Origin of the sequence: Asanoa sp. NPDC049475, from assembly GCF_040676915.1 — a bacterium.
Taxonomy (GTDB): domain Bacteria; phylum Actinomycetota; class Actinomycetes; order Mycobacteriales; family Micromonosporaceae; genus Asanoa.
In genome coordinates this window covers 636,816-661,380 of record NZ_JBFAPY010000003.1, presented here as the reverse complement: position 1 = coordinate 661,380, position 24,565 = coordinate 636,816, and the positions used below count along the sequence as shown (strand labels likewise).

24 protein-coding genes and 1 pseudogene are annotated in these 24,565 nt (G+C 72.0%); 16 read left to right on the top strand and 9 right to left on the bottom strand.

The genetic code is table 11. From position 1 onward, the window contains the following. Positions 1–57: 57 nt before the first annotated feature. Positions 58–828: an ABC transporter ATP-binding protein gene (locus AB0J88_RS14280; RefSeq protein WP_364344983.1), complete on the top strand. Its 771-nt coding sequence runs from the start codon at positions 58–60 to the stop codon at positions 826–828. A 12-nt stretch (positions 829–840) separates the two neighbouring features. Then, positions 841–2,721 (top strand): ABC transporter permease, encoded by a 1,881-nt coding sequence (locus tag AB0J88_RS14275; RefSeq protein WP_364346096.1) that lies wholly within the window; start codon positions 841–843, stop codon positions 2,719–2,721. Here the strand turns inward: AB0J88_RS14275 and AB0J88_RS14270 are convergent, their stop codons facing one another. Next, positions 2,722–5,133, bottom strand: coding sequence for a helicase-associated domain-containing protein (locus AB0J88_RS14270; protein ID WP_364344985.1), 2,412 nt, complete (start codon positions 5,131–5,133; stop codon positions 2,722–2,724). 77 nt (positions 5,134–5,210) lie between these two features. On the opposite strand from AB0J88_RS14270, the gene AB0J88_RS14265 reads away from it, so the two are divergent. Both AB0J88_RS14265 and AB0J88_RS14260 read left to right on the top strand, forming a co-directional pair. Next, a complete protein-coding gene (locus AB0J88_RS14265; RefSeq protein WP_364346098.1) occupies positions 5,211–5,828 on the top strand; it encodes an HAD hydrolase-like protein in 618 nt (205 codons plus the stop codon). Between the two features lie 37 nt (positions 5,829–5,865). Beyond that, entirely contained in the window at positions 5,866–6,252 is a 387-nt protein-coding gene (locus tag AB0J88_RS14260; protein ID WP_090787164.1) for a cold-shock protein, read from the top strand. Here AB0J88_RS14260 and AB0J88_RS14255 read toward each other — a convergent pair. The 3 genes from AB0J88_RS14255 to AB0J88_RS14245 are packed head-to-tail and all read right to left on the bottom strand — an operon-like array spanning position 6,213 to position 9,489. Next, entirely contained in the window at positions 6,213–7,046 is an 834-nt protein-coding gene (locus tag AB0J88_RS14255) for a 1,4-dihydroxy-6-naphthoate synthase (RefSeq protein ID WP_364344987.1), read from the bottom strand. The two genes, AB0J88_RS14260 and AB0J88_RS14255, sit on opposite strands and share 40 nt — an antisense overlap. Before the next feature lie 5 nt (positions 7,047–7,051). Further along, positions 7,052–7,681, bottom strand: a complete 630-nt coding sequence (locus AB0J88_RS14250) for a futalosine hydrolase (RefSeq protein ID WP_364344989.1) — start codon at positions 7,679–7,681, stop codon at positions 7,052–7,054. Beyond that, the gene (locus AB0J88_RS14245; RefSeq protein WP_364344991.1) at positions 7,678–9,489 is read right to left on the bottom strand and encodes an MFS transporter; all 1,812 of its coding nucleotides are present in this window, start codon (positions 9,487–9,489) and stop codon (positions 7,678–7,680) included. The genes AB0J88_RS14250 and AB0J88_RS14245 overlap by 4 nt, the downstream gene beginning before the upstream one ends. Before the next feature lie 60 nt (positions 9,490–9,549). Here AB0J88_RS14245 and AB0J88_RS14240 point away from each other — a divergent pair, with 60 nt between their 5' ends. After that, the gene (locus AB0J88_RS14240; RefSeq protein ID WP_364737893.1) at positions 9,550–10,308 is read left to right on the top strand and encodes a DUF3027 domain-containing protein; all 759 of its coding nucleotides are present in this window, start codon (positions 9,550–9,552) and stop codon (positions 10,306–10,308) included. Here AB0J88_RS14240 and AB0J88_RS14235 read toward each other — a convergent pair. Beyond that, positions 10,272–10,493, bottom strand: a complete 222-nt coding sequence (locus AB0J88_RS14235; protein WP_364346100.1) for a DUF2530 domain-containing protein — start codon at positions 10,491–10,493, stop codon at positions 10,272–10,274. The two genes, AB0J88_RS14240 and AB0J88_RS14235, sit on opposite strands and share 37 nt — an antisense overlap. A 141-nt stretch (positions 10,494–10,634) precedes the next feature. Between AB0J88_RS14235 and AB0J88_RS14230 the strand changes: the two genes are divergently transcribed. The 8 genes and pseudogenes from AB0J88_RS14230 to AB0J88_RS14195 all read left to right on the top strand — a co-directional run bounded on the left by AB0J88_RS14230 (position 10,635) and on the right by AB0J88_RS14195 (position 16,935). Further along, complete coding sequence (locus tag AB0J88_RS14230) at positions 10,635–12,110, top strand: NCS2 family permease (protein ID WP_364344995.1); 1,476 nt, start codon at positions 10,635–10,637, stop codon at positions 12,108–12,110. 61 nt (positions 12,111–12,171) lie between these two features. Further along, positions 12,172–12,621, top strand: a complete 450-nt coding sequence (locus AB0J88_RS14225; protein ID WP_179266342.1) for a MarR family transcriptional regulator — start codon at positions 12,172–12,174, stop codon at positions 12,619–12,621. A 67-nt stretch (positions 12,622–12,688) separates the two neighbouring features. Then, entirely contained in the window at positions 12,689–13,981 is a 1,293-nt protein-coding gene (locus AB0J88_RS14220) for an MFS transporter (protein WP_364344997.1), read from the top strand. A 33-nt stretch (positions 13,982–14,014) separates the two neighbouring features. Then, positions 14,015–14,761 (top strand): maleylpyruvate isomerase family mycothiol-dependent enzyme, encoded by a 747-nt coding sequence (locus AB0J88_RS14215; protein ID WP_364344999.1) that lies wholly within the window; start codon positions 14,015–14,017, stop codon positions 14,759–14,761. A 104-nt stretch (positions 14,762–14,865) separates the two neighbouring features. Then, entirely contained in the window at positions 14,866–15,363 is a 498-nt protein-coding gene (locus AB0J88_RS14210; RefSeq protein ID WP_364346102.1) for a hypothetical protein, read from the top strand. 56 nt (positions 15,364–15,419) lie between these two features. Beyond that, positions 15,420–15,551: pseudogene (locus AB0J88_RS14205) on the top strand (2'-5' RNA ligase family protein); the annotation flags it as partial. Positions 15,552–16,097: 546 nt separating this feature from the next. Continuing rightward, positions 16,098–16,484 carry a 2'-5' RNA ligase family protein gene (locus tag AB0J88_RS14200; protein ID WP_364346104.1) on the top strand — a complete coding sequence of 129 codons (387 nt, stop codon included), beginning with the start codon at positions 16,098–16,100 and terminating at the stop codon, positions 16,482–16,484. Between the two features lie 115 nt (positions 16,485–16,599). After that, entirely contained in the window at positions 16,600–16,935 is a 336-nt protein-coding gene (locus tag AB0J88_RS14195; protein ID WP_364345001.1) for an FxLYD domain-containing protein, read from the top strand. A gap of 34 nt (positions 16,936–16,969) precedes the next feature. Here AB0J88_RS14195 and AB0J88_RS14190 read toward each other — a convergent pair whose 3' ends face one another. From AB0J88_RS14190 to AB0J88_RS14175, 4 genes are all read right to left on the bottom strand, one after another. Next, entirely contained in the window at positions 16,970–17,956 is a 987-nt protein-coding gene (locus AB0J88_RS14190; protein WP_364345003.1) for an aldo/keto reductase, read from the bottom strand. 36 nt (positions 17,957–17,992) lie between these two features. Then, positions 17,993–19,030, bottom strand: a complete 1,038-nt coding sequence (sepH, locus tag AB0J88_RS14185) for a septation protein SepH (protein ID WP_364345005.1) — start codon at positions 19,028–19,030, stop codon at positions 17,993–17,995. A 120-nt stretch (positions 19,031–19,150) separates the two neighbouring features. Then, complete coding sequence (serC, locus tag AB0J88_RS14180) at positions 19,151–20,278, bottom strand: phosphoserine transaminase (RefSeq protein WP_364345007.1); 1,128 nt, start codon at positions 20,276–20,278, stop codon at positions 19,151–19,153. 122 nt (positions 20,279–20,400) lie between these two features. Further along, positions 20,401–21,507, bottom strand: coding sequence for a citrate synthase 2 (locus AB0J88_RS14175; RefSeq protein WP_364345009.1), 1,107 nt, complete (start codon positions 21,505–21,507; stop codon positions 20,401–20,403). Between the two features lie 171 nt (positions 21,508–21,678). On the opposite strand from AB0J88_RS14175, the gene pdxH reads away from it, so the two are divergent. From pdxH to AB0J88_RS14160, 3 genes are read left to right on the top strand one after another with little or no spacing between them, the layout of a single operon-like run. Further along, positions 21,679–22,338, top strand: coding sequence for a pyridoxamine 5'-phosphate oxidase (gene pdxH, locus AB0J88_RS14170; protein ID WP_364345011.1), 660 nt, complete (start codon positions 21,679–21,681; stop codon positions 22,336–22,338). After that, positions 22,335–23,630, top strand: a complete 1,296-nt coding sequence (locus AB0J88_RS14165) for an MFS transporter (protein WP_364345013.1) — start codon at positions 22,335–22,337, stop codon at positions 23,628–23,630. Before pdxH ends, AB0J88_RS14165 begins: the two co-directional genes overlap by 4 nt. Further along, positions 23,627–24,556 carry an aldose 1-epimerase family protein gene (locus AB0J88_RS14160; RefSeq protein ID WP_364345015.1) on the top strand — a complete coding sequence of 310 codons (930 nt, stop codon included), beginning with the start codon at positions 23,627–23,629 and terminating at the stop codon, positions 24,554–24,556. The genes AB0J88_RS14165 and AB0J88_RS14160 overlap by 4 nt, the downstream gene beginning before the upstream one ends. Positions 24,557–24,565: the final 9 nt, after the last annotated feature.

Below are 24,565 nucleotides of genomic sequence, written 5' to 3'. Positions count from 1 at the left end.
CCAAGAGGCCCGTTGCCGTGACTGCTTCGCGGCCCCGCCGCCGGTGCAATTGACAGCATGGACACGCAGACGAGGCAGCTGCCGGCGGAGCCGCCGGTCACGACCGCACCGGCGGTCGAACTCCAGGCCGTCACCCGGGTGTACGGCGCGCGGACCGCCGAGGTCCGCGCGTTGGACGATGTGGACATCGCCTTTCGCGCCGGCTCCTGGACGGCCGTGATGGGTCCCTCCGGATCCGGCAAGTCGACGCTGCTGCACTGCGCCGCCGGGCTCGAACGGGTCAGCGCAGGCCGGGTGCGGATCGCCGGCCAGGACATCACCGACGCCTCGGACGCCGAGCTCACTCGGCTGCGCCGTACCGTCGTGGGCTTCGTCTTCCAGAGTTTCAACCTGATCGGCTCGCTGTCCGCCGAGCAGAACGTGGCGATGCCGCTGCGGCTGGCCGGCCGCCGGCCCAAGCGCCGCGAGGTTCGTGAGGTGCTCGCGTCCGTCGGCCTGGCCGATCGTGCCGGGCACCGGCCGGCCGAGCTCTCGGGCGGCCAGCAGCAGCGCGTGGCGATCGCCCGTGCGATGGTGACCCGGCCCGCGGTGCTCTTCGCCGACGAGCCGACGGGGGCACTGGACACCCGCACGGCCCGCACGGTGCTGAGCATGCTGCGCGCGATGGTCGACACGAGCGGACAGACGATCGTCATGGTCACCCACGACCCGGCCGCCGCGGCCGCCGCCGACCGGGTGGTCTTCCTCGGCGACGGGCGGCTGGTCGACTCGCTGGAGCGGCCGACCACCCGCGAGGTCGCGGACCGACTCGCGCGCTGGGAGGAGTAGGCCGTGCTGCGGATGTCGTGGAGCACGTTCCGGGACCGCTGGCCGGTCTTCCTCGGCGCGATCGTCAGTGTCTGCCTCGGCGTCGCGCTGGTGCAGTCGTCCTTGTTGACGCTGGTGTCGGCGGCCACCGCGAAGGTGCCGCCAGGGCTGTCCGCGGTGGAGGAGCGGGCGATCCGGGACGGCTACGTCGGGGCGATCTCGTTGCTGGGCATGACGCTGGGCCTGGCCTTCTTCGTCGCGATCTTCGTCGTGAGCTCGACCTTCGCCTTCACCGTCGCGCAGCGACGCCGCGACTTGGCCCTGCTGCGCCTGACCGGCGCGGGCCGCCGCCAGGTGCGCACGCTGCTGGTCGGCGAGGCACTGCTGCTCGGTGTCATCGGCTCGGCCCTCGGCATGCTGGTCGGTCTGCCGGTGATGCGGGTGCAGACGGCGATGCTGACCTCGTTCGAGTTCGCCCCGTCGGGGTTCACCGCGCAGTGGCGCGACTGGATCATCGCGGTCTCGGCCGGCACCGGCATCGGCGTCGCGGTGCTCGGGGTGCTAGCCGCATCCCGCCGGGCCGCCCGGGTCCGGCCGCTTGAAGCGCTGCGTGACCTCGGTGCCGCCGCGCGGGTGATGACGGCCTCCCGCTGGGTGTTCGGCCTGTTCTTCCTCGCCGGCAGCGTGGCGCTGTTGATCTTGGTGTCGGCGGTCGGCGGCGAGGCGGCGCTGCCATTGTCGATCAACGCGACCTTCACCCTGGTCACCGCGTTCGCCTTGCTCGCACCGCTGGTCGTGCCGCTGGTGGCCGCTCCGTTCGGGCTGGTCTTCCGCGGCAAGCTCGGTCTGTTGGCCCAGGCCAACCTGCGCACCGGTGTGCGGCGCAGCGCGTCGACCGCGGCACCGATCATGGTGCTGGTCGCGTTCGTCGTCGGCATGGCCGGCACGACCGGCACGCTGACCGAGGCGTCGCGGCAGGAGATCACCCGTGAGCTGCGCGGCGACCTGGTGCTCACCACCGACGGCCCGGTCGGCGATCGGGTGGCGGCGGCACCGGGCGTTACCGCGGTCTCCGAGGAAGCGCCGGTCAGCTTCGACGTCGGCACCGACGCGGGCGAGGACGGGATGGAGTGGGAGTCGGTCGACGGCCTGGCGATCTCGCCGGCGTCCTATGCGGAGACCCATCGCGCCGCCGTGACGTCCGGCAATCTGGCCGACCTGAGCGGCGCGACGGTGGCGGTAACGCCCAGCGCCGGCCGTTGGCGGGTCGGCGACCTGATGCCGGTGCACCTGGCCGGCGGGCCGGAGCAGCTACGCGTCGTCGCGCTGCTCCCGGAGACGCTGTCCGGCCCGGCGGTGCTGCTCTCGCCGGACCTCATGCCGGACGGCCCGCGACAGTACGTCGTGCGAGCGACCGATGCCGCCGCGGCGACCCCGGGGCTCGCCGCACTGGGGCAGGTCATGACCACCGCGGCGTGGGTCGACGAGTACAACGACCGGCAGCAACGGACCAACACCAACGTGATGGTCGCGCTGATGGGGATGGCGATGCTCTACACGCTGATCGCGATGGTCAACGCGGTCGTGATCGCGGCGTCCGATCGGCGGGCCGAGTTCGCCGCGGCCCGGGTCACCGGACTGACCCGCGGTCAGGTGGTCGGCACCGCGCTGGCGGAGTCGGTGGCGGTGGTGGCGATCGGCGTGCTGCTCGGGGTACTCGCGGCCGTCGGCACGATCATCGGTATGGCCTCGGCGGTCCGCGACATGGTCGGCCTCAACGTGACCAGCCTGCCGTGGTCGATGTTCGGTGCCGTGGTCGCCATCGCCCTCGTGGTGGTGGCCGTGTCCAGCGTGCTCACCACGCTCTCGGCCACTCGCACCCCACCGATCCGCCTGGTCGCGGCCCGCGAGTGATCAGTCCAGGACGGCTGCGCTGATGCGGTGGAGGGCGAACGTGTGCAGCATCTCGGTGCGTTCGTCCTCCGCCCGCAGGTAGCCCGCGCCGATCGAGACCGGACGGACCAGCCGGGAGGTGGTCGAGCCGTGCGCGTCGACGTAGCCCACCCAGACCAGCGCCTTGTCGCGGATCGCCTGCTGGAGCACCGCCAGTGCCTGGCTGTGGGTCTGCACCGCGACCGGTCCCGAGCCGTTGCCCGGACGAACGGCGGCCGGTGCCCGGCGGGCCGTCCGGGAGGCGTGGTCGCCGCGCCGGATCTGCTCGACGATGCCGAGCAGGCGCGGTTGGGTGAGCTGGACGCCGGCGACCGCGTCGACCGGGCCGGACGCGCCCAGCCGGGCCAGCCCGGTGCCGCGGGCCGGCGCGCGACGCACCCGGACCCGGCCGCGGACGGTCGCGCCGTTCGCGTCCTCCGGCACGGGCGCGTACCCGGCCTCGCGCAGGTCCTGCAGGAGCCGTGCGCTCGGCATCGGCGTCACCAGCACGGTCGGGGCGAGCTTGCGCAGCGCCAGCCCGGCCAGCCGACGGTCGGCGAGCACCTCCGCGACCAGCGACTCGTCGTCGCTGCGCAGGTAGGAGCCGGCGCCGCCGACCCGCAGGCCACCGTGCCGGCGGGCCACGTCGTCGATCAGGTACGTGAGTGCCTGCGGCACCGGGGTGCGCGACCGGCGGCGGAACAGCGCGTGCAGGTCGTCGGCGGCGAAGCCCGTGTCGAGCGCGTGCCGCACCGCCTCCGGCGTGACCCGGTAGACGCTGGCGCCGCCCGCCGACTCCGGCTCCGCGACCACGTCGAGCTCCGCGGCCAGTTCGGGAACGGGCGGTCCGGGTACGACGACGCTCAGGTCGGCCTGGAGCAGGAAGTGGTCGACGGGAGCGGGCAGCAGGGCGTCGAGCACCTTCACCGCGCTCGGCGGGTCGTCCGGCGAGAGGGCACCCTCCGGGCGCATGCCCAGCGGGTCGGCGGCGGCGCGCTCGTCGTGCCCCCGCTCGGCCGCGTCGTCGGCGAGCAGCGCCCGGCCCTGCGCGGTCAGCGCGCCCAGCCCGGTGACGCCGAGCAGCGCGGCCTCGGTCAGCACCTCGCGATATGCGCTCTCCCGGCCGCGCGTGCGCCGCGGTGCGTCCCAGTCGAGCAGGCTGAGCAGCTCGTCGGGGGATGGAGCCGTGCCGGGCGGTTGGGCGGCGAGGATGCCGAGCACCGCACGCCGGGTGGCCGGGGCGCCGGAGCGCTCGACCTCGGGCGCCAGCACGGTGATCGGGCGGTCCCGTTCGTCGCGCTGCCCGACCAGGCCGGGCTGGCGGGTCATGGTCAGCCAGGCGCCCGCGAGGTCGGTCCAGCGGCGGGCGATCGACGAGGCGCGCCACGCGTCGAAGCGGGCGGTCGGCAGCACCTGGGTCTCGGGAGCGGGCCGACCGACCGGTGCCGCGTGGGCGTCGGCCTCACCGGCCAGCCCGGCGGCGTACGCGGCCTCCAGCAGGGTCGCCGCGCTGGCGTCGTCGAGGCCGGCGGACCGGGCCAGCCGGCGCAGCTCGCGGACTCCGATGCCACCGGAGCGCAGCACGGAGGCCGGCTCGGTCTCGAGCGCGACCAGCAGGGCCTCGGTGTGGCGCACGGCGTCCATCGCCTGGCCGGCACCGGCGGAGTCGGCGGCCTTCTGCTCCCGGGCCGGAGCGTCGATCTTCGGCGGGACCGGGTGCAGCGGTCCGAGCGGGCCGGTCTCCCGGCGCAGCAGCAGGCCGACCTCGCGGGGCAGCTCGAACCCGCCGCTGGGCACCGGCACCAGCAGGGCGTTGTCGACCAGCCAACGCACCGGGGAGCCGGCGTCGCTGACCCCGGCCAGGGTGCCGACCGGTGGGCCGGCGGCGAGCCGGTCGAGCACCGCGCGGGCCTGCGGCGGCGCTGCGAGCACCGTGCGGCGCAGCTTGGCCGGGTCGGCGACCAGCTCCGCGGCGCTCGCGTCGAGCAGGCCGGCGGGCCGGCCGAGACCGGCGGGGTACGGGGACGACACCTCGTCGACGCCGACGGCGATGGACAGCGCGTTCTCGGGGCCGTACAGCACGAACCGGGCGCGCAGCCGATCGATGGCCGCGCGGACGGTGTCCCGGTCGACCCCGCTGGTCAGCGTGAAGATCGTCTCCAGGCTGGTGGTCTCGTCAGACCCGCCCCGGCTCAGCCGGGCGGCGTCGAGGACCTCCAGCGTGAACCGGTCGAAGCCGTCGAGCACCCGGGCGATCGACGCACGGGTCTGCGCACGCAGCGCCAATGCGGACAGGTCGGACGGCACAGGGACGACCAGATCCGGACGCATGCGCAGCAACGCCGCGAGCGCCTCGTCTGGGAGTGACCGAAGTTGGTCGACGAGCATGTTCATCGCCTTACCACGCTATCCGGCCGACGGCTCCGGCGCGGGCGGGGCCAGCCAGCCGATATGCGACGATCGCTCAGGTGATCACGGAACTGGCAGTCGGGTTCGACTTCGACATGACCTTGGCCGACACGCGCGCCGGCATCGCGGCGGCGTTCCGCGAGCTGACCGCCGTCACCGGCACCTATGTGGACGAACAGCTCGCCGTCACCCGGCTCGGCCCGCCGCTGCGCACCGAACTGGGCTACTGGTTCCCGCCCGAGGAGGTCGAGGGAGCGGTCAAGACCTACCGCGCGTTGTACGAGCACCACGCGATCGAGCCGACCGTCCTGCTGCCCGGCGCCCGGGAGGCCGTCGACGCCGTGCACGACCTCGGCGGCCGTGTGGTGGTCGTCACGTCCAAGTTGGGCCGGCTGGCCGAGCTCCACCTCCGACACCTCGGCCTGCCCGTGGACGCGGTGGCCGGCGACCTGTTCGCCGAGGGCAAGGCGACCGCGCTGACCACGCACGGCTGCGGCATCTACGTCGGTGACCACGTCGCGGACATGGTGGCCGCCCGAACCGCCGAGGTGCCCGGCGTCGCGGTGACGACCGGCCCGTGCTCGGCCGAAGAGCTCAGCGCGGCCGGCGCACGGCTGGTTCTGCCCGATCTCCGCGAATTCCCGGCGGCGCTTCCGGGGTTGGTCCGGCTAGCCTTGTGACGTCAGCAATTCCGGCGCGAGGTTCAGTGAGGTTTCAGTGCCGACCGGGCGAGTGAAGTGGTTCGACGCGACCAAGGGATACGGGTTCGTCACCAGTGACGAGGGTGGCGACGTGTTCCTGCCCAAGGGCGCCTTGCCTGCCGGCGTAACCGAGCTGAAGGGTGGCCAGCGCATCGAGTTCGGCGTGGTCGACAGCCGCAAGGGCGCGCAGGCGCTCGGCGTCAAGCTGCTCGACGCGCCGCCGTCGATGGCCGAGCTGCGCCGCCGCCCCGCGGACGAGCTCCAGAGCATGGTCGAAGACATGATCAAGGTGCTCGAGGCCCGGGTCCAGCCGGACCTGCGCCGCGGCCGGTTCCCTGACAAGAAGACCGCGGCCCAGGTGGCTCAGCTGCTCCACGCGGTGGCGCGCGAGCTGGAGATCTGAGGAGTCAGCCCCGCCTCTGCCGCGCGGCCGAGCAGGGCTTCGATCGCCTGGCGGCCCTCGGCGCCCAGGTCTTCGGTGAACTCGTTGACGTAGAGCCCGATGTGCTGGTCGACGACGGCCTGCTCCATCTCCTGGGCGTGCGCGAGCACGTAGTCGCGGCTGGCCGCCGGGTCGTCCCAGGCCTGACGGACCGAGTCACGGATCCATTCCGTGGCCGCCGCCGGGTCGACCGTGCCGCGCTTGGCCAGGATCGCGCCCAGCGGGATCGGCAGGCCGGTGTCGCCCTCCCACCACTCGCCGAGGTCGACCAGCGCGGTCAGCCCGTGCCTCGGGTAGGTGAACCGGGCTTCGTGGATCACCAGGCCGGCGTCGTACCGGCCGGCCGCGACCGCGGGCATGATCTCGTGGAACGGCACCACGTCGATCGCCGCCGGCTGCTGCCCTTGTGCCCAGAGCCGGAACAGCAGGTATGCGGTGGTGCGGTCACCGGGCACCGCGACCCGGGCGCCGTCGAGGTTGGTCGGGCCGTCCTGCCGGGTCAGCACCAAGGGACCGCAGCCTCGGCCGAGCGCGCCGCCGCACGGCAGAAGCTCGTAGTCGTCCATCAACCAGGGCAGCGCCGCGTAGCTGACCTTGACCAGGTCGAACTCGCCCTTCTCGGCGGCCGTGTTGGTCACGTCCACGTCCGCGTACGTCACCTCGACCGGTGGCGCACCGTCCACCAGGCCGTGCGCGAGCGCGTGGAACACGAACGTGTCGTTGGGGCACGGCGAGAAAGCCAGCTTGAGCGCCATGCCAGTCACGCTAACCCCAGTGCCTTGCCCGCCTCGGTGAGGGCGGCCAGGGCCGCGGAGATCCGCCAGCTCGAGCGGTCGCGGGGTCCGATCACGTTGGAGATCGTTCTGACCTCGGCGAACGGGAGGCCAGCGGCCGCGCAGGCGACCCCGTAGCCCTCCATGCCCTCGGCCACCGCGTCGGGAAAGCGCGTGGCGAGCGTCTCCGTGGACGCGGCCGTGCCCGTGACGGTGCTCACGGTCAGCACGGTGCCGACGGCCGCGTCCGGCAGCGCGGCGCGCAGCCTGGCGACCAGGTCGGGGTCGGCGTCGAACGTGGCCGATCCGAAGCCGAGGTCGTCGATCGGCAGGAAACCGTCGGGGCTTTCGGCACCCAGGTCGGCGGCGACGGCGCGGGTGGCGATGGCGATCTCGCCGAGGTCGACCCGCCCAGCGAACCCACCGCCGATGCCCAGGCAGACCACGCCCGTGTACGGGCGGCCCGCCGCCTCGGCCCTGGCCAGCAGCCGTGCGGTGCCCGCGGCGGCCTGGGCTGGACCGACGCCGACGGCGGCCACGGTGAGCCCGCCGTCGAGCCCGGCCCGGACCGCCTCGGCTTCCACCTCGACGGCCGTCACGAGGAGCAGCCCGCTCACGCCGGCGGTCCCGCGGTGTCCCGCCACGGGTCCTCGGGCGGCGCGTCGACCGGGTTGCTCGGCCGGTAGACGTGGTAGCCGGGCGGGGCGACGACCGTGTCCTGCTTGGTCGTGCCGCCGGCGTCCGGGTCGACCGCCGGCATCGGCAGCGTGGTCTTCGCCTGGTCGGGGCGCGGCCGGCGCCACCACCGGCGGGTGGTCTTCGGCAGCTCGGTGGTCGGCGCCTCCGCGGGTGTCCGCGGCGGCGGCGCGGTGGAGGCACCCGGGCGCGGTGTGCCGGCCGCGGAGGCACCGTGCCGCCGTGAGTCGGCGGCCGAGGCACCAGACCGCCGTGGATCGGTCGCGGGGGCAGCCGGCCGCGGTGTGTCGGCGGCGGCACTCGGCCGCGATGAGCCGCCGGCGGCACCCGCACTCGGCTCGGTGGCCGGCTCCTGCGCCTGCGGGTCGCCCACGTCGAACCGGCCGTGCAGCCGCTCCTTGCGTAGCTGGCCGGCCACGATCACGGCCCGCACCGCCGCCAGCGCCGCCACGACGCCGAGCAGGCCGACGCCGACGCGGCCGGTCACCGGGATCAGGCCGAGGCCGCCGCCGGCCACGAAGGCCAGCACCAGCACGGTCTCGGAGTGGGCGAACGCGCTGGCCCGCATCCGCTCCGGCACGCGTTCCTGGATCGTGGCGTCGTTGGAGAGCTTGGCGATGCCGCTCATCAGCGCGGTGACCAGGCAGAGCAACGCCACCATGGCCAGCGAGTAGCCGATCGTGGTCAACACCGCGATGCCGGCCGTGAGGATCAGGCCGCTGGACTGGAGCGCGACGGGCCGGTGTATCCGCAGCCGGGTGCCGACGGCGGTCGCGAGGAACGTGCCGACGCCCAGGGCCGCGCCCATGACGCTGAGCGCCAGCCCGTCGCTGAGCGTGCGACCGAAGATCGTCGTGTCAAGGTGGCCGCCCTTGACCGCGAACGCGAGGAAGAGCAGCAGGAAGCCGTAGAACGCGCGGAGCGTGGCACTGCCGATCAGTGCGGAGATCACCAGCCGGCCGGACAGCGGCCGGTCGCCGTTGCGCCCGAACGCCCCGAAGATGGCCGCTATCGGCCGGGGCACGGTCTCCGGCGGGTCGGAGTCGGCCCGGCCGGGCAGCCGCAGCGAGATCACCATGCCGACCAGGAACACCACGGCGGCGATCCGCAGCGGCCACTCGGGGCCGATGGCGAAGGCCGCGACCCCGATCGGGGCCGCTATGGCACCCGCGACGGTGCCGTAGATGCTCGCCCTGGCGCCGGCCTGGGACAGCCCGAGCCCTTCGGGCAACAGCCGGGGGACGGCCGCCGATCTGGCCACGCCGTACGCCCGGGAAAGGGCGAGCACGCCGAACGCGGCCGGGTAGAGCCAGATCGAGTCGGTGTTGTCGGCCACGGCCCAGACCAGGAACGCCCGGCCGAGGAAGGTCGCGGCCAGTGCCCAGCGCCGGCCGTGCCGGAAGTGGTCGAGCAAGGGGCCGACCACGGGCGCCAGCAGGGCGAACGGGACCATCGTGATCAACAGGTAGAGCGCGACCTTGCTGCGGGCCTCGCCGAGCGGCACGTCGAAGAAGATCGTGCCGGCCAGCCCGATGGTGATCAGCGTGTCGCCGGCGCACGAAGCCGCATGCAGGTCGAACAGACGCATCATGCCCGTTTCGCCCCGTGCGCCCTTGGACCGGGCGGTGCCGACACCACGGCGGACTCCACGGCTGACCAGGCGGCCACCCTTGACGGTCGTGCCGATGAAACGGCCGATCGTCGAGCCCGTGCGGCGTATCAACGGCATGCGCCCCATCCTCTCCCATCCCGGTGTCGGCGGCCCACACGCGTAGTGAAGAATGTCAGGGTGACCAGGAGTGCCGCCGTGCGATCCGCGAAGCTCGACCAGGTCTGTGCTGCGGCAGTCGACCTGGCGCGAGAGGCGATCACCGAGGTCGACTCAGCTGAGGTCGGCGCCCACCTCGACGTGGTTGCCGAGGGCGAGCGACTGGTCACCCACTACTTTGCCTGCGAAATGCCCGGATATCGGGGTTGGCGCTGGGCGGTCACAGTGACGCGGGTCTCCCGGAGCAAGCACGTGACGGTCTGCGAGACCGTCCTGCTGCCCGGCCCCGACGCGCTCCTCGCCCCCGGCTGGGTGCCCTGGCAGGACCGCCTGCAGCCCGGTGACCTGGGCGTCGGTGACCTGCTGCTCACTCCGGCCGACGACGACCGGCTCGTCCCGGGCTACACGCTCTCGGAGGACCCGGCGGTCGACGAGGTCGCCTGGGAGCTCGGCCTGGGCCGCCCCCGGGTGATGTCGAAAGAGGGCCGCGAGGAGACCGCGCAGCGCTGGTACGACGGCGACCACGGTCCCGACGCCGCGATCTCGTCCGCCGCACCGCCCGCCGCCCGCTGCGTGACCTGCGGGTTCTACCTGCCGCTGGCCGGTGCGATGCGCCAGGCGTTCGGGGTCTGCGGCAACATGTTCGCGCCCGACGACGGCCGGGCGGTCAGCTCCGACCACGGCTGCGGAGCGCACTCCGAGGCACTGGCCGAGGGCGCGGCGCCGGAAGAGTTGCCGACCGTCTACGACGACGGCGAAGTCGAGTCCGTCGACGACTGAGCGGCGGCCAGCCGGCGGCGCCGGTTCGCATCGTGCCTGATCATGACCGCTAGGCCGGGGAATCCGAGCACGAAGCCGGCCAGGCAGGTCCACAGCCAGTTTTCGCGCCCGTCGCGGAAAAAGGCGAGCACCACGAGGCCGACGGCGGCCCAGATGACGATGCCGGCCACGGCGAACGGCACCATGGGCGGGTCGAGCGGTGCCACCCGAGGTTGTTGCTGCTGCTCAGCCACTCGAAAAGGGTAACCAGGAAGATCTTTCGGTGTAACACCGGCTGTGGCAATATGCGCAGGTCAATCGATGATCTCCGCTTGGGAGCCGGCACCATGACCGAGGCACCGACCACAGAGCGGCCCACGGCCGACGACCGTCCGGTGAGTGGCTTCGACCGCTACTTCTCCATCACGGCCCGTGGCTCCAGCATCGGCCAGGAGGTCCGCGGCGGCTTCGCGACCTTCTTCACGATGGCCTACATCGTGGTGCTCAACCCGCTGATCCTCGGCAGCGCCACGGACGCGAGCGGAGTCCACCTCGCGATCGCCGCCATCGCGGCCGCCACCGCGCTGGTCGCCGGCGTGATGACCATCCTGATGGGCGTGGTGGCCCGGTTCCCGCTGGCCCTCGCCGCCGGCCTCGGCGTCAACGCCATGGTGGCGTACGAGATCGCACCGCAGATGACCTGGGCCGACGCCATGGGCCTGGTGGTCATCGAGGGCGTGCTGATCGCCATCCTGGTGCTCACCGGCCTGCGTGAGAGCATCTTCCGCTCGGTGCCGACCCAGCTCAAGGCCGCGATCGGGGTTGGCATCGGCCTGTTCCTGACGATCATCGGCCTCGTCGACGCCGGCTTCGTGCGCCGGATCCCGGACATCGCCGGCACCACCGTCCCGGTCGGGCTGGGCATCAACGGCCGGCTGATCACCTGGCCCGCGCTGGTCTTCGTGTTCGCGCTGCTGCTGACGATCGTCCTGTTCGTCCGGAAGGTCCGCGGGGCCATCCTGATCGGCATCCTGTCGGCGACCGTGCTCGCGCTGATCGTCGAGGCCGTCGGCAAGATCGGCCCGTCCTTCGTCGACGGCAAGCCGAACCCGAGCGGCTGGTCGCTCAACGTCCCGAAGCTGCCGGACACCATCGTCGACCTGCCCGACCTCTCCCTGCTGGGCAAGTTCAACGTGTTCCACTCGTGGCAGACCGCCGGCTGGCTGGTCGTCCTGATGTTCGTCTTCACCCTGTTGATCACGGACTTCTTCGACACGATGGGCACGATGGTCGCGGTCGGCCAGGAGGGCGGCCTGCTCGACGAGGACGGCATGCCTCCGCGTACGCGCGAGATCCTGCTCGTCGACTCGGTCGCCGCGGCCGCCGGTGGCGCGGCCAGCGTGTCCAGCAACACCTCGTACATCGAAAGCGCCTCGGGTGTTGCCGAGGGAGCCCGCACCGGCGTGGCCAACCTGGTCACCGGCGGCTTGTTCCTGCTCGCGATGTTCATCGCCCCGCTGGTGACGGTGGTGCCGTTCGAGGCCGCCTCGGCGGCGCTGGTGATCGTCGGCTTCCTGATGATGACCGCGGTGCGGAGCATCGACTGGACCGACTACGAGATCGGCGTGCCGGCGTTCCTGACCATCGTGCTGATGCCGTTCACCTACTCGATCTCCAACGGCATCGGGGCGGGCATCATCGCGTACGTGGTGATCAAGCTGGCCTGCGGCAAGGCGCGCCAGGTTCACCCGTTGTTGTACGCCGTGGCCGGCCTGTTCGTGGTCTACTTCCTGCGTGGGCCGATCGAGACGCTGATCTCGTGAGGCCGTGACCGGGGCCATACTCGCTGGTTGTTAGCCGGGCTTATTAGTTAAGCTAATTACTGTGACGGAGCGGACGGTGACGGCGAAGCGCGTCTCGGTGGCGCAACTGGCCTCGTCGCTGCGCGATGCGATCACCCGGTTCAACCGGCGGGTCAGGCAGACCCGCCCGGTCGGCGATCTCACGGTTACCCAGCTTTCCGCCCTGACCAGCCTCCAGCTGGGCGGGGCGCTGTCCCCCCGGGAACTCGCCGATGTCGAACGTGTCCAGCCGCCGACGATGACCAAGATCGTCGCCAAGCTGGAAGAGCGCGGGCTGGTGCAACGAACCCCGCACCCGACCGACGGGCGCCAGGTCATCCTGGCTGCCACGGAGGCGGGTCGGGCGATCCTTGCCCAGCACGAGAGGGCCCGTGACGAGTGGCTGGCCCCTCGACTCGCCGCGCTTACCCCGGAGGAGCGCGAGACGCTCCGCCGGGCGGCGGAGATCCTGCAGAAGGTCGCGCGCGCCTGAGCTCGCGCCGCTTCGTCCTTTGTGGATGACGCGTACCTTCGGCGATCTCTTGGGAGGCGCAACAGCCTTGCGGGCCCGGCTCAACACCACGTTCCAGTCCCTCCAGGTGAGGAACTACCGGCTCTTCGCGCTCGGTCAGCTCGTGAAGCTGATCGGCGTCTGGATGATGTTCACGACCCAGGACTGGCTCGTCTTCCTGTTGGGCGGCACCGCCGCGCAGCTCGGCATCGTCACCGCCCTCCAGTTCACGCCCGTGCTGGCGCTCACGCTGCTGTCCGGCCGGCTGGCCGACCGCTACGACAAGCGCAAGATCCTTTTTGTCGCGAACTTCGCCTGGACGCTGTTGTCGGTGCTGTTCAGCATCCTGGTGGTGAGCGGTGCGGCGGAGCTCTGGCACGTCTATGTCTTCGCCCTGCTGCTCGGTGTCGCCAGCGCGGTCGAGACGCCGGTGCGGCAGTCGTTCGTCTCCGAGCTGGTCGAGATCCGGCTGCTGCCCAACGCACTGGGCCTGTCCGCGGCCACCTTCAACAGCGCTCGGGTGATCGGCCCGTCGCTCGCCGGCATCGCGATCGCCCTGTTCGACGTCGGCCCGGTGTTCGTGTTCAGCGCGGTCCTCGCCGTGGCGCCGCTGATCTGCCTGGTCCGGATGCGGCCGGCCGAGCTGTATCGCGCCGAGCTTCCCGCGGCCGCCGCGCGTGAGCCGGCCCGGGTGGTCGACGGCCTGCGCTACGTGCGCCGCCGGCCCGACCTGATGCTGCCGATGGTGCTGATGAGCGTGCTCGCGTTCACGCTCTTCAACTTCCCGGTGACGCTCCAGGCGCTGGCCAAGACCGGCTTCAACACCGGCGCGGCCTCGTTCGGCCTGTTCACCACCGCCGTCGGCCTGGGCGCGCTGGTCGGTGCGCTGGTCGGGGGCACCCGGCGAGCCCGGCCCTCGGTCTACACGGTGATCGCGTCGGCGATGGTGTTCAGCGCGTTCGGCATCCTGGTCGGCATCCTGCCGGTGTACTGGCTGGTCGTCGCCGCCCTCGTACCCACCGGCTTCTTCATGGTCTTCTTCGCTCAGGCCGCCAACCAGCGGGTCCAGCTCGGCACCGACGCCGCGTACCGCGGACGCGTGATGGCTCTCTGGGTGTTCGTCTTCATGGGGCTCAACCCGGTGTCCGGGCCGCTGGTCGGTTGGCTGGCCGACCACGCCGGCGCTGGCACCGCGATCTGGCTCGGTGGGGTGATCGCACTGGCCGCGACCGGGCTGGCCCTGGTCGTGCAGCTCCGGCACAGCGGCAGCCGGCTGATCATGCACCTGCGTCCGGTGCCCCGGGTCCGCGTCGTGCCCGCGGTCGTCGCCGAACGCGCGTGAGTTGTGTCGTACCCATCTGGTTTGCTTTCTAGCATGACGCGCGACGTGTTCCTCCGGTGCCTCGAGGCCGACTTCGCCGACCTGCGGGCGGCGGCCGTCGACCTGTCGGCGCCGGTGCCGTCCTGTCCGGGTTGGACCGTCGACGACCTGGTCACGCACGTGGCCCACGTCTACCTGCACAAGGTCGCCACGATGCGGCGCGGTGAGTTTCCTTCGGCGTGGCCGCCGGAGCCGACGGGGGAGAAGTCGACCGCGTTGCTCGACCGGGGCTATGCGGAGCTGGTCGCCGAGTTCGCAGCGCGGCCGGATTCGCAGGCCTGCCCGACTTGGTACGAGCCGGATCAGACCGTCGGCTTCTGGGTCCGCCGGATGGCACAGGAGACGGTGATCCACCGGGTCGACGCCGAGCTCGCCGCGGGCCGCCCGATCTCGCCGATCCCGCCCGAGCTGGCCGCCGACGGCATCGCCGAGGTGCTCGAGGTGTTCCTGTCCTATGCCACCCGACAGTGGCCGGAAGACTTCGGCGACCTGCTGCGCGCCGACGGCAACCGGGCGGTGCTGGTCAGCGCCGGCGGCGCCCGCTGGCTGGTCCGGCTCGACCACGGCAGTGTCGAGATCGCGCCCGACACCGCGGGCCAGGCGGCGGCCCAGATCTCGGGAGCGCCGCATGACGTGCTGCTGTGGCTCTGGCGGCGAGTGGGCGACAGCGCGGTCCGGGTGGAGGGAGATGCCACTGCGGTCTCCCGGCTGCGCGCCATGCTCGAGGCGGTCACGCAATGATCAGCACGAATGCGCCATGCGCGGATTTTGACCGGTCGGTGCACCAAATGAAACCCAAATCGGTGGCGGTCGCTGCCAGAGCCGCATAGCGTCGAAGAGTGGCGATCCCGCACACGCTCGTGCTGGCGGTGGCGATCCTGACGCTTCTGTGTCTGCCTGCCATCGTCGCCGCGATCGTATGCGCGGACGAGCTCATCGAACGTGCCACCCGCGCGGTGCGACAGGCGCGCCTGGAGCGCCGCGAGCGGCGGGCGATCAGCCGCCTCGACCGCTCGATCGGTTCGGTGGAGCTCGAGCTGGAGCTCGCCGGCGTCGACGACGAGCGGGAACGCCCCACGATCGAGCAGATCGCCGCCGACCTGCAACGCCTGGGCCGCCAGCGACTGGGGATCGCCCAGCGCTCGGTCATCTGGCAGACCGCGGTGCTGCGCGCCTATGACGAGCAGCTGAGCCTGGCCTGCGCTTGCCTCGGCGTAACCCAACACCTGAGCGACCTGGTGGGCGTCGACCTGGAGATCGAGCGAGTCCGGGTCGAGGGCGAGCTACAAGCGGCGGGCATGACGTTGCCGACAGCCGAACCCGAACGCCGCGAGCAGCGTTGAGGCTGTTCGTAGCCGTCTACCCGCCAGCCTCCGCCGTCGCGCACCTGGCCGATCTCGTGTCGTCCCTCCACGTAGGCCGCGCGTCGGCCGCGGGCATCAACACCCGCCTCGCCCGACCCGAGACCTACCACTTGACGCTGGCCTTCCTGGGCGAGGTCCCCGACGAACGCCTCGCCGAGGTGGAGGAAGCGGTCGGGCGGGGGGTCGAGCGCTACCAAGCGCGCGCCGCAACGTTGGCCCGTCGAGCGGCCCGGGCTCGCGAGCGCACAAAGACCGACCTCGAATCCGGACCTGCGTCGCGGTCCAGGCGCGGCGCGGACCCAGTTCCAGAGTTCGGACCTGTGGCGCGGCCGGAGGCCGCTGGGTCAGGCAACGCGGACGCGGATCTTGAAGCCGGACCTGTGGGTCGGTCGGTAGGTCCTGGCTTGGGTGGCGCGGAGGCTGGTGGCGAGTCGGGTTCTGGGGGTCGGTCCGTGCGTCGTGGGTTGGGTGGCGCGAACCTTGGTCGCGAGTCTGGACCTGCGGCTCGGTCCAGGGACCGTGAGGCGCGCGGTGCGGACCCCGATCCTGAATCCGGGCCGCCCCCGGATTTCGGCGCGTCGCCTGGTGAGGAGACAGATCCAGGTGTGACGGAAGCGGCCGGTCGCGGGCGATCCGATCGTGCGCCTGGATCGGAGGTGCCCGACGGTGCGGACGCGGACCTTGCTGCCGCTCGGTCCAGGACGTTGTCAGAGGTGGGTGCGGCTCCAAGCAAGCCCGACGGTGGCGTATGGCCGGTGGTGCCGGAGCTTTCGCTCGCGGGGGGCGGGCGGTTCGGGCGTGGGGCTTTCACCTTGATGTGGGTCGGGGTCTCCGGGGACCTCGAACCGATGCGCGGGCTCCACAAAGCCCTGCGGCGCGAGCTGAAGCACGCGCGTTTCCAATACGACGAGCGGCCGTGGAAGCCGCATCTGACCCTCGCGCGACCTGGCAACCGCATCCCCAGAGCGGAGCTGGACGCCGACCGGGCGGCGTTGGACGCCTACGCCGGACCGGTGTGGCCGGTCCGCGAACTCTTCCTCATGCGGAGCAACCTCGGCCCCGACCCGACCTACGAACGACTGACGAACTGGCTTCTCTGATCTGCCGAAGTGGAGCGGCAAGGCCGGGTAGTTTGCGGGGGTGACGAGTGTTTTTCCCCCTTTGCCCCCCGCACGGCCGGCCAAGCAGAACTTCTGGATCACGGTGCCTGGGCTGGTGACCATCGTCGTCGTGCTCGCGATGGCCGCGGTCAGTGTGTGGGCGGGCGCCAAGCAGAGTCGGGCCAGGGCCGCCGAGATGCTCGTCGACGTCGCTTCCTGTGAGTTCGCCGGGGACCGGGTGACGGTCGGGCTGAGCGTCAAGAACACCGGCGTCACGAAGCGGTCGGCCCACATCGAGGTCGAGTACCTCGACGAAGACGGCGCCCGGATCGACCGAGCCTCGCTCACCGCGCGCGACGTGGCCCCCGGCGACACGGCTCACCTTGAGGAAAGCACGAAGCTGGACGTCCCGGCCGCATCCGGCACCTGCCGCGTCTCGGCGGTCCGCTAGCCCTGCGGCACCGCCGGTAGATGAGAGCGAAGAGCTACCAGGCCCATGCCTCCGGGGCCGCGCCGCCCTTGCCTAGTGGGGGGAACAGGTCGTCGAGGCGGCCCAGGGTTGCTCGGTCGAGTTCGATGCCCACGGCCGCGACTGCTCCGTCCAACTGGGCCATCGTGCGGGGGCCGATGATCGGGGCCGTTACGCCCGGACGGGAGAGCAGCCAGGCCAGGGCCACGTTGCTCGGGTCGTGGCCCAGGTCCGCGCACAGCTTCTCGTAAGCCTCGATCGACTCGCGGTACGTCGCCAGGTCGTCCGCCGCCCGGCCGCTCTTGCCGCGGGCCGCCTCGCCCGCCGCCAGCTTGCGCAGGACTCCGGCGAGCAGGCCTCCGTGCAGCGGCGACCACGGGATGATTCCGATTCCATAGTGCTGCGCCGCCGGGATCAGCTCCAGCTCCGGGCCGCGGGCGACCAGGTTGTAGAGGCACTGCTCCGAGACCAGACCCAGGAAGTTGCGGCGCGCGGCCGACTCCTGTGCCTGCGCCAGGTGCCAACCCGCGAAGTTGGACGACCCGACATAGCTCACCTTGCCCTGGGCCACCAGGAGCTCCATCGCCTGCCAGATCTCCTCCCACGGCGTCGTGCGGGAGATGTGGTGCATCTGGTACAGGTCGATGTTGTCCGTCTGGAGACGACGGAGCGAGGCCTCGCACGCGCGGACGATGTGCCGAGCCGACAGTCCGCGCTCGTTGGGTCCGTCGCCCATCTTGCCGTACACCTTCGTGGCCAGCACGACCTTGTCGCGACGGCCGTCGCCCTGGGCCAACCAGCGGCCGATGATCTGCTCGGTGACGCCCTCGCCGACCTTCCAGCCGTACACGTTGGCCGTGTCGAAGAAGTTGAGGCCGTGTTCGAGCGCCCGGTCCATGATGGCGAAGCTGTCGGGCTCTGTGGTCTCCGGACCGAAGTTCATGGTGCCAAGGCAGAGCCGGCTGACGGTCAGGCCGGTGCGGCCCAGGTTGGTGTACTCCATGGCCTCACCCTGCCAGCAAACAGCAGGCTGCGAAACTCAGGACGATTCGCGCTGCGGTGCGCTGCCGAAGAGCACGTCGTCCCAACTGGGCAGTCGCTTGCGCGGCTTGCCGGCCGGGTCGGTCTGCTCCGTGTTGCTGTCGCCGGTCGTGCGCCTGGGCCGGAGCACCGCGAGCGACGGCACGGCCGGCACCTCCTTGGGGAGGTCGGCGTCGTCGTCGAAGGCCGAACCCGGCGACCCGAGCAGCGCCGCGGCGCCACCCCGGCGGGGCTCGGAAGGCCCTGCGTCGAGGCCGCGGCCGGGCGGCGTCAGTGGACGGTCGAGTGAGGCGAGCAGGGCGTCGCGGCCGGCGCGGATCGCGTCGCGCGGCGGGCGCTGCTCGGTGGTCGCGGCAGCGGGCAGGCCGTGGCCGCCGCGGGTGGGCTCGCCACGGGACCGGCCGGGCAGCGCGTGGCCGCCGCGCTCCGGCGTCACGGGCTCCTGGCCGAGCAGCGGCTGCGGGCGCTCGGTGCACAGGTATTGCGCCATGTCGTCGTGTGGCGTGACGACCTGGCGTGCCCGGTCGAGGTCCCACATGGCCTGGGCGGTCGCCTTGCCGGACGGCCACGTGGCGACGATCCGCCAGGTGCCGTCGTCACGGCGGTAGGCGTCCCAGGAGATCTTCTCGGCGTCTATGCCGTGCTGGGCCAGCCGGGCGTCGACCACCTCGGCCAGCGGCGCGCCCTTCTCGGACGTCTTCAGCCGGGTGCGCCGGGCGTGCTGAGCAAGCATGGCCCGCTCCTGGAGCACCGGGCCGGCGTAGCGGAGCACCCGGTCGACCGGCACCCCGGCGATGCGGGCCACCTCGTCGGCGGAGTCGCCGCTGCGGATGCGGGCCTGGATGTCGCGGGGCGACAGCGACGGCGCCTGGTCACCGAAGTGGCCGGCACCGCTGACCGCGGCCGTGGAAGGGTCGCCGTGGAGGACGCCGTTGATCCGCTCGTCGAGTGGCAGCGCCAGGAGGCGGCCCACCTCGTCGGCGAGCACCATTGCCTGGCCGTCCTCGGAGAGGGCGACGAAGCGTACAGGCCGCATCGCGTTGCCTCCGTCCCGCTGTGGCCGACGATCCCGACCACAGTCGAGACGCTTCCGACACGGTAGCCCACTAGCACCCCGGCGCACCGCTAGGCACGCCGGGGTGTCGGGATGGAAATGCTAGAGCCGCTCGAGTACGTAGTCGATCGAAGCGGTCAGCGCCTCGACGTCGGAGGGCTCGATCGCCGGGAACAGGGCCACGCGGAGCTGGTTGCGACCGAGCTTGCGGTACGGCTCGGTGTCGACGATGCCGTTGGCGCGCAGTGCCTTGGCGATGGCGGACGCGTCGACCTCGTCGACGAAGTCGATGGTCGCCACCACGTTGGACCGCAGGCCCGGGTCGGACACGAACGGGGTGGCCACGGTCGAGCGCTCGGCCCAGCCGTAGATGACCCCGGCGCTCTCCTGCGTGCGCTTGGCCGCCCAGGACAGGCCGCCGTGCGCGTTCATCCAGTCGGTCTGCTCTGCGGCCAGGAAGATGGTCGACAGCGCCGGGGTGTTGTAGGTCTGCTCCAGGCGCGAGTTGTCGATCGCGGTCACCAGGTCGAGGAACGCCGGGATGTAGCGGCCGGTCGCCTTGATCTCGGCCGCGCGGGCCAGCGCTGCCGGCGACATCAGGGCGATCCACAGCCCGCCGTCGGAGGCGAACGCCTTCTGCGGGGCGAAGTAGTAGACGTCGGTCTCGCGCAGGTCGACCTCGAGCCCACCGGCACCGGAGGTCGCGTCGACCAGCAGCAGCGCGTCGGGGTCGGCACCGGCCACCCGCTTGATCGGCACCGCGACACCGGTCGAGGTCTCGTTGTGCGGCGTGCCGTAGACGTCGACACCGGCCTCGGCGACCAGGCCGGGGGCACTGCCGGGGTCGGCCTTGCGCACGGTCGGGTCCGCGAGGAACGGCGCGGCCTTGACCGAGGAGGCGAACTTGGCGCCGAACTCGCCGAAGCTGGCGAACTGGGCCTTGTCCTTGACCAGACCGAAGGTCGCGACCTCCCAGAACGCGGTCGTGCCGCCGTTGGAGATGATCACCTCGTACCCGTCAGGAAGGGTGAAGAACGAGGCCAGGCCCTCGCGGAGCCGCTTGACCTCGTCGCGGACCGTCTTCTGCCGGTGTGAGGTGCCGAGGTAGCTCGTCGCCACCCGGCTGAGCGCGGAGACCGCCTCCGGGCGAACCTTGGACGGCCCGCAGCCGAATCGTCCGTCAGCGGGCTTGATCTCGTCAGGAATCCGGATGCTGGTCACGTCAGCCACGAAAGATCCTTAGGTCGCGCTCGGGAAAGGAAGCCGGCAGCGCTGCCGAACTTTCATACTTCCATCCCAACGAGCGCGCGGACCGGACGGTCCCACGACTGGGGGCGTGAGCCCACCCACACCTACTCGGCGTGGGGAATCTGGTGCCAACCCTCGACGTCGGCGGGCTTGCGAGGGCCGGGGCCGACGTAGTTGGCCGACGGGCGTACCAACCGCTGGAGCGCCTTCTGCTCCATGATGTGCGCGCTCCAGCCCGCCGTGCGGGCGCAGGTGAACATCGAGGTGAACATGTGCGGCGGCACCTCGGCGAAGTCGAGCACCACGGCCGACCAGAACTCGACGTTGGTGGCCAGCACCCGGTCGGGGCGGCGCGCCTGGAGCTCGTCGAGGGCGGCCTTCTCCAGCGCCTCGGCCACCTCGAAGCGGGGCGCGCCGAGCTCCTTGGCGGTGCGGCGCAGCACCCGGGCGCGCGGGTCCTCGGCCCGGTAGACCCGGTGGCCGAAGCCCATCAGCCGCTCGCCGCGGTCGAGCACGCCCTTGACGTAGCCCTCGGCGTCGCCGCTGCGCTCGACCGCTTCGATCATGCCCAGCACCCGCGACGGGGCGCCTCCGTGCAGCGGGCCGGAGAGCGCGCCGATGCCGGAGGAGATGCAGGCCGCCGCGTCGGCGCCGGTGGAGGCGACCACGCGGCAGGTGAACGTCGAGGCGTTCATGCCGTGCTCGGCGGCCGAGATGAAGTAGGCGTCGACGGCCTTGACGTGGCGCGGGTCCGGGTCGCCGCGCCAGCGCTTCATGAACCGCTCGACGATCGTCGCGGCCTTGTCGATCTCTTTCTGCGGCACGGCCGGCAGGCCGAGCCCGCGGGCCGACTGCGCGACGAACGACAGCGCGGTCACGGAGACCCGGGCCAGGTCCTCGCGGGCCTGCACGTCGTTGATGTCGAGCAGCTGCGAGAGACCCCAGTACGGCGCGAGCATCGCCACGGCCGACTGCACGTCGACCCGGATGTCACCGGAGTGGACCGGCACCGGGAAAGGCTCGGCGGGCGGCAGCCCGGGGCCGAAGCGGCCGTCGACGAGCAGCGCCCACACGTTGCCGAAGCTGACCTGACCGATCAGGTCCTCGATGTCAACCCCGCGGTAGCGCAGCGCGCCACCTTCTTTGTCGGGCTCGGCGATCGTGGTCTCGAAGGCGACGACGCCCTCCAACCCCGGTTTGAAGTCGGACATTTCGCCCTCCCGCCTATGCGCCTCGCAACAATCGGCGCCTTAGCCACGACTCAGGTTTCGTATTCGTGTCATCTTGCCTGCTGGGTCTCCGAATACGCGAGCACAGCGAGCGAGTCGGAGTCCCGCCAAACATCGCATATCACCGCTTAACGCGTGCACGAGGATGAGGACGTGACCGGAGACACACCCGACTTGGCCAACCTGCGCCGGGACTACGCGACAGACCACGGGCTGGACGTCGCCGACCTGGCGCCAAGCTGGCCGGAACAGTTCGGCCGGTGGTTCGCCGACGCCCAGGAGGCCGGCCTGCCCGAGCCGAACGCCATGGTGCTCTCGACCGCCGACACCGCCGGCTGGCCCAGCTCACGGACCGTGCTGCTGAAGGGCGTCGATGAGCGCGGGTTCGTGTTCTACACCAACTACGAGTCCCGCAAGGGCGGTGAGCTGCGGGCCAACCCGCACGCCGCGCTGCTCTTCCCCTGGCACCCGATCATGCGGCAGGTCGGCGTACGCGGCACGGTCGCGGAGGTCGACCGGGTCGAGACCGAGACCTACTTCGCCGAACGGCCCCGGCCCTCGCAGATCGCGGCCTGGGCCAGCCCGCAGTCCCGGGTGCTGCCCGACCGCGCCGCGCTGGACGAGCGCTACGCGGCGACCGCGCGACGCTTCCCGGCGGAGTCCTCGATCCCGGCCCCGCCGCACTGGGGTGGCCTGCGGGTCGTGCCCGAGACGGTCGAGTTCTGGCAAGGCCGCGCCGGGCGGTTGCACGACCGGCTGCGTTACCGTCGGGCCGAACAAGGAGAGTGGATCATCGAACGCCTCGCACCGTGAGCCGGAAACGCTGGGCCATCGACCTAAGGCCCCTCGCCACCCCCAGCTACCGGCGGATGTGGATCGGCACCGCCTTCTCCAACTACGGCTACCAGTTCACCGCGGTGGCCGTGCCGGTCGAGATGTTCGCGCTGACCCGCGACTCGTTCTGGGTCGGCCTGCTGGGCGTCGCGGCCCTCGTGCCTCTGCTGGTCTTCGGGCTCTGGGGTGGTGCCCTGGCCGACGCGATGGACCGCCGCCGCCTGCTGGTCATCGGCTCCCTGGTGATGTGGCTGGGCACCCTCGGCTTCTTCGTCCAGTCGCTGGCCGACTGGCGCAGCCCCTGGCTGCTGCTGGTGTTCACCGCCGTGCAGTCGTGCGCGTTCGCGGTGACCAACCCGACCCGCAGCGCGATCATCCCGCGCCTGGTGCCGGCCAACCTCGTGCCGGCGGCGAACACGCTCTCCTTCACCACGGGCGAGGCCGCGGTCGTGCTCGGCCCCCTGACCGTGGGTGTGATCCTCGCGACCTGGGACCAGCACATCGCACTGCCCATCGCGTACGGGGCGGATGCGCTGCTGTTCACCATCGGCCTGTGGTCGACGCTGCGCCTGCCCCCGATCCCGCCGGCCGAGAAGGCCGCCAAGGCCGGGCTGCGCAGCGTCGTCGAGGGGTTCCGCTACCTGGCCGGCGCGCCCGTGCTGCTGCTCTCTTTCGCCATCGACATCATCGCGATGACCATCGCCATGCCCCGGGCGCTGTTCCCGGAGATGGCGGACGAGCGGTTCGGCGGCGGGGCCGCGGTGGGCTTCCTCTTCAGCGCGATCGCCATCGGATCCGTCCTCGGCGGCTTGACCTCGGGGTGGATCGGCCGGGTACGCCGGCAGGGGCTGGCGCTGGTCGGCGCGGTGGTCGCCTGGGGCGTGCTGGTCGGTCTCGCCGGCTTCGCGCACAGCCTTTGGCTAATGGTGGTGGTGCTCGCCCTGGCCGGCGCCGCGGACCTGGTCAGCGCCGTGTTCCGGCACTCGATCCTGCTGGTCTACGCGCCGGACCAGATGCGCGGCCGGCTCCAGGGCGTGATGACCGTCGTGGTCGCCGGTGGTCCGCGCCTGGGCGACCTGCGCGCCGGCGGCACCGCCGCGCTCTGGGGCGCCGGTGCCGCGTTCAGCGTGGGCGGGTTCGCCGCGGCCGGCCTGGCCATCGCTCTCGCGCTCGTCTTCCCGGCGTTGACCCGCTACCGCCACCCGGACCCGCAGGTCGAGCCGGACCCCCGGCCCGCCGCCGCGCCGGAACCGATATCGTCCGGCCCATGAGCAACCGCACCGTCGCGCCCCTTTCCGGAACACAGTGGACGATCGCCGCCGATGGCCACGAGGCCGTCGTGGTGGAGGTCGGCGGTGGGCTGCGCGCCTACCGCGTCGACGGGGTCGACTACCTCGACGGCTACGCGACCGACGAGCTCCCGCCCGGCAGCTCCGGCCACGTGCTGGCGCCGTGGCCGAGCCGGATCCGGGACGGCCGCTACACCTTCGGCGGTGCGACGCACCAGCTCCCGCTCACCGAGCCGGCCAAGCACAACGCGATCCACGGTCTGGTCTCCTGGCAGCGCTGGCGGCTGGTGGAGCGGACCGACGCGAGCGTGCTGATCGAGTGCGACCTGCCTGCCCAGGTCGGCTACCCCTGGCAGCTCACCCTGCGCACGCGTTACACGGTGGGGGCCGACGGGCTGCGGGTCGACCACGAGGCGACCAACGTCGGCGCCGAGGCGGCACCGTTCGGGCTCGCCGCCCACCCGTACTTCCGGCTGCCCGGCACCGCCCTCGACGACCTCATGCTGACCATCCCGGCCCGCAGCCGGGTGCTGTTCGACGCCCGCCTGCTGCCGATCGGCGCGGCCAAGGTGGCCGGCGGCGACCACGACTTCACCGTGCCCCGGCGGATCGGCGCGCAGGTGCTGGACAACGCGTTCGGCGACGTCGACCGGGACGCCGACGGCACCTCGTCGGTCCGCATCTCGGACGGCACCCGCACGCTCTCGGTCTGGGCCGGCGAGGCGTTCAAGTGGTGGGTCGTCTTCACCTCCGACACGCTCCACGGCGACCGGCAGCGCCGGGCGGTGGCGATCGAGCCGCAGACCTGCCCGCCGGACGCCTTCCGTTCGGGCCACGACGTGATCGTGATCGAGCCGGGTGCCTCCTGGTCAGCCACCTGGGGTGTGCGGGTCTCGCTGGACGGATAGCCCAGGCGC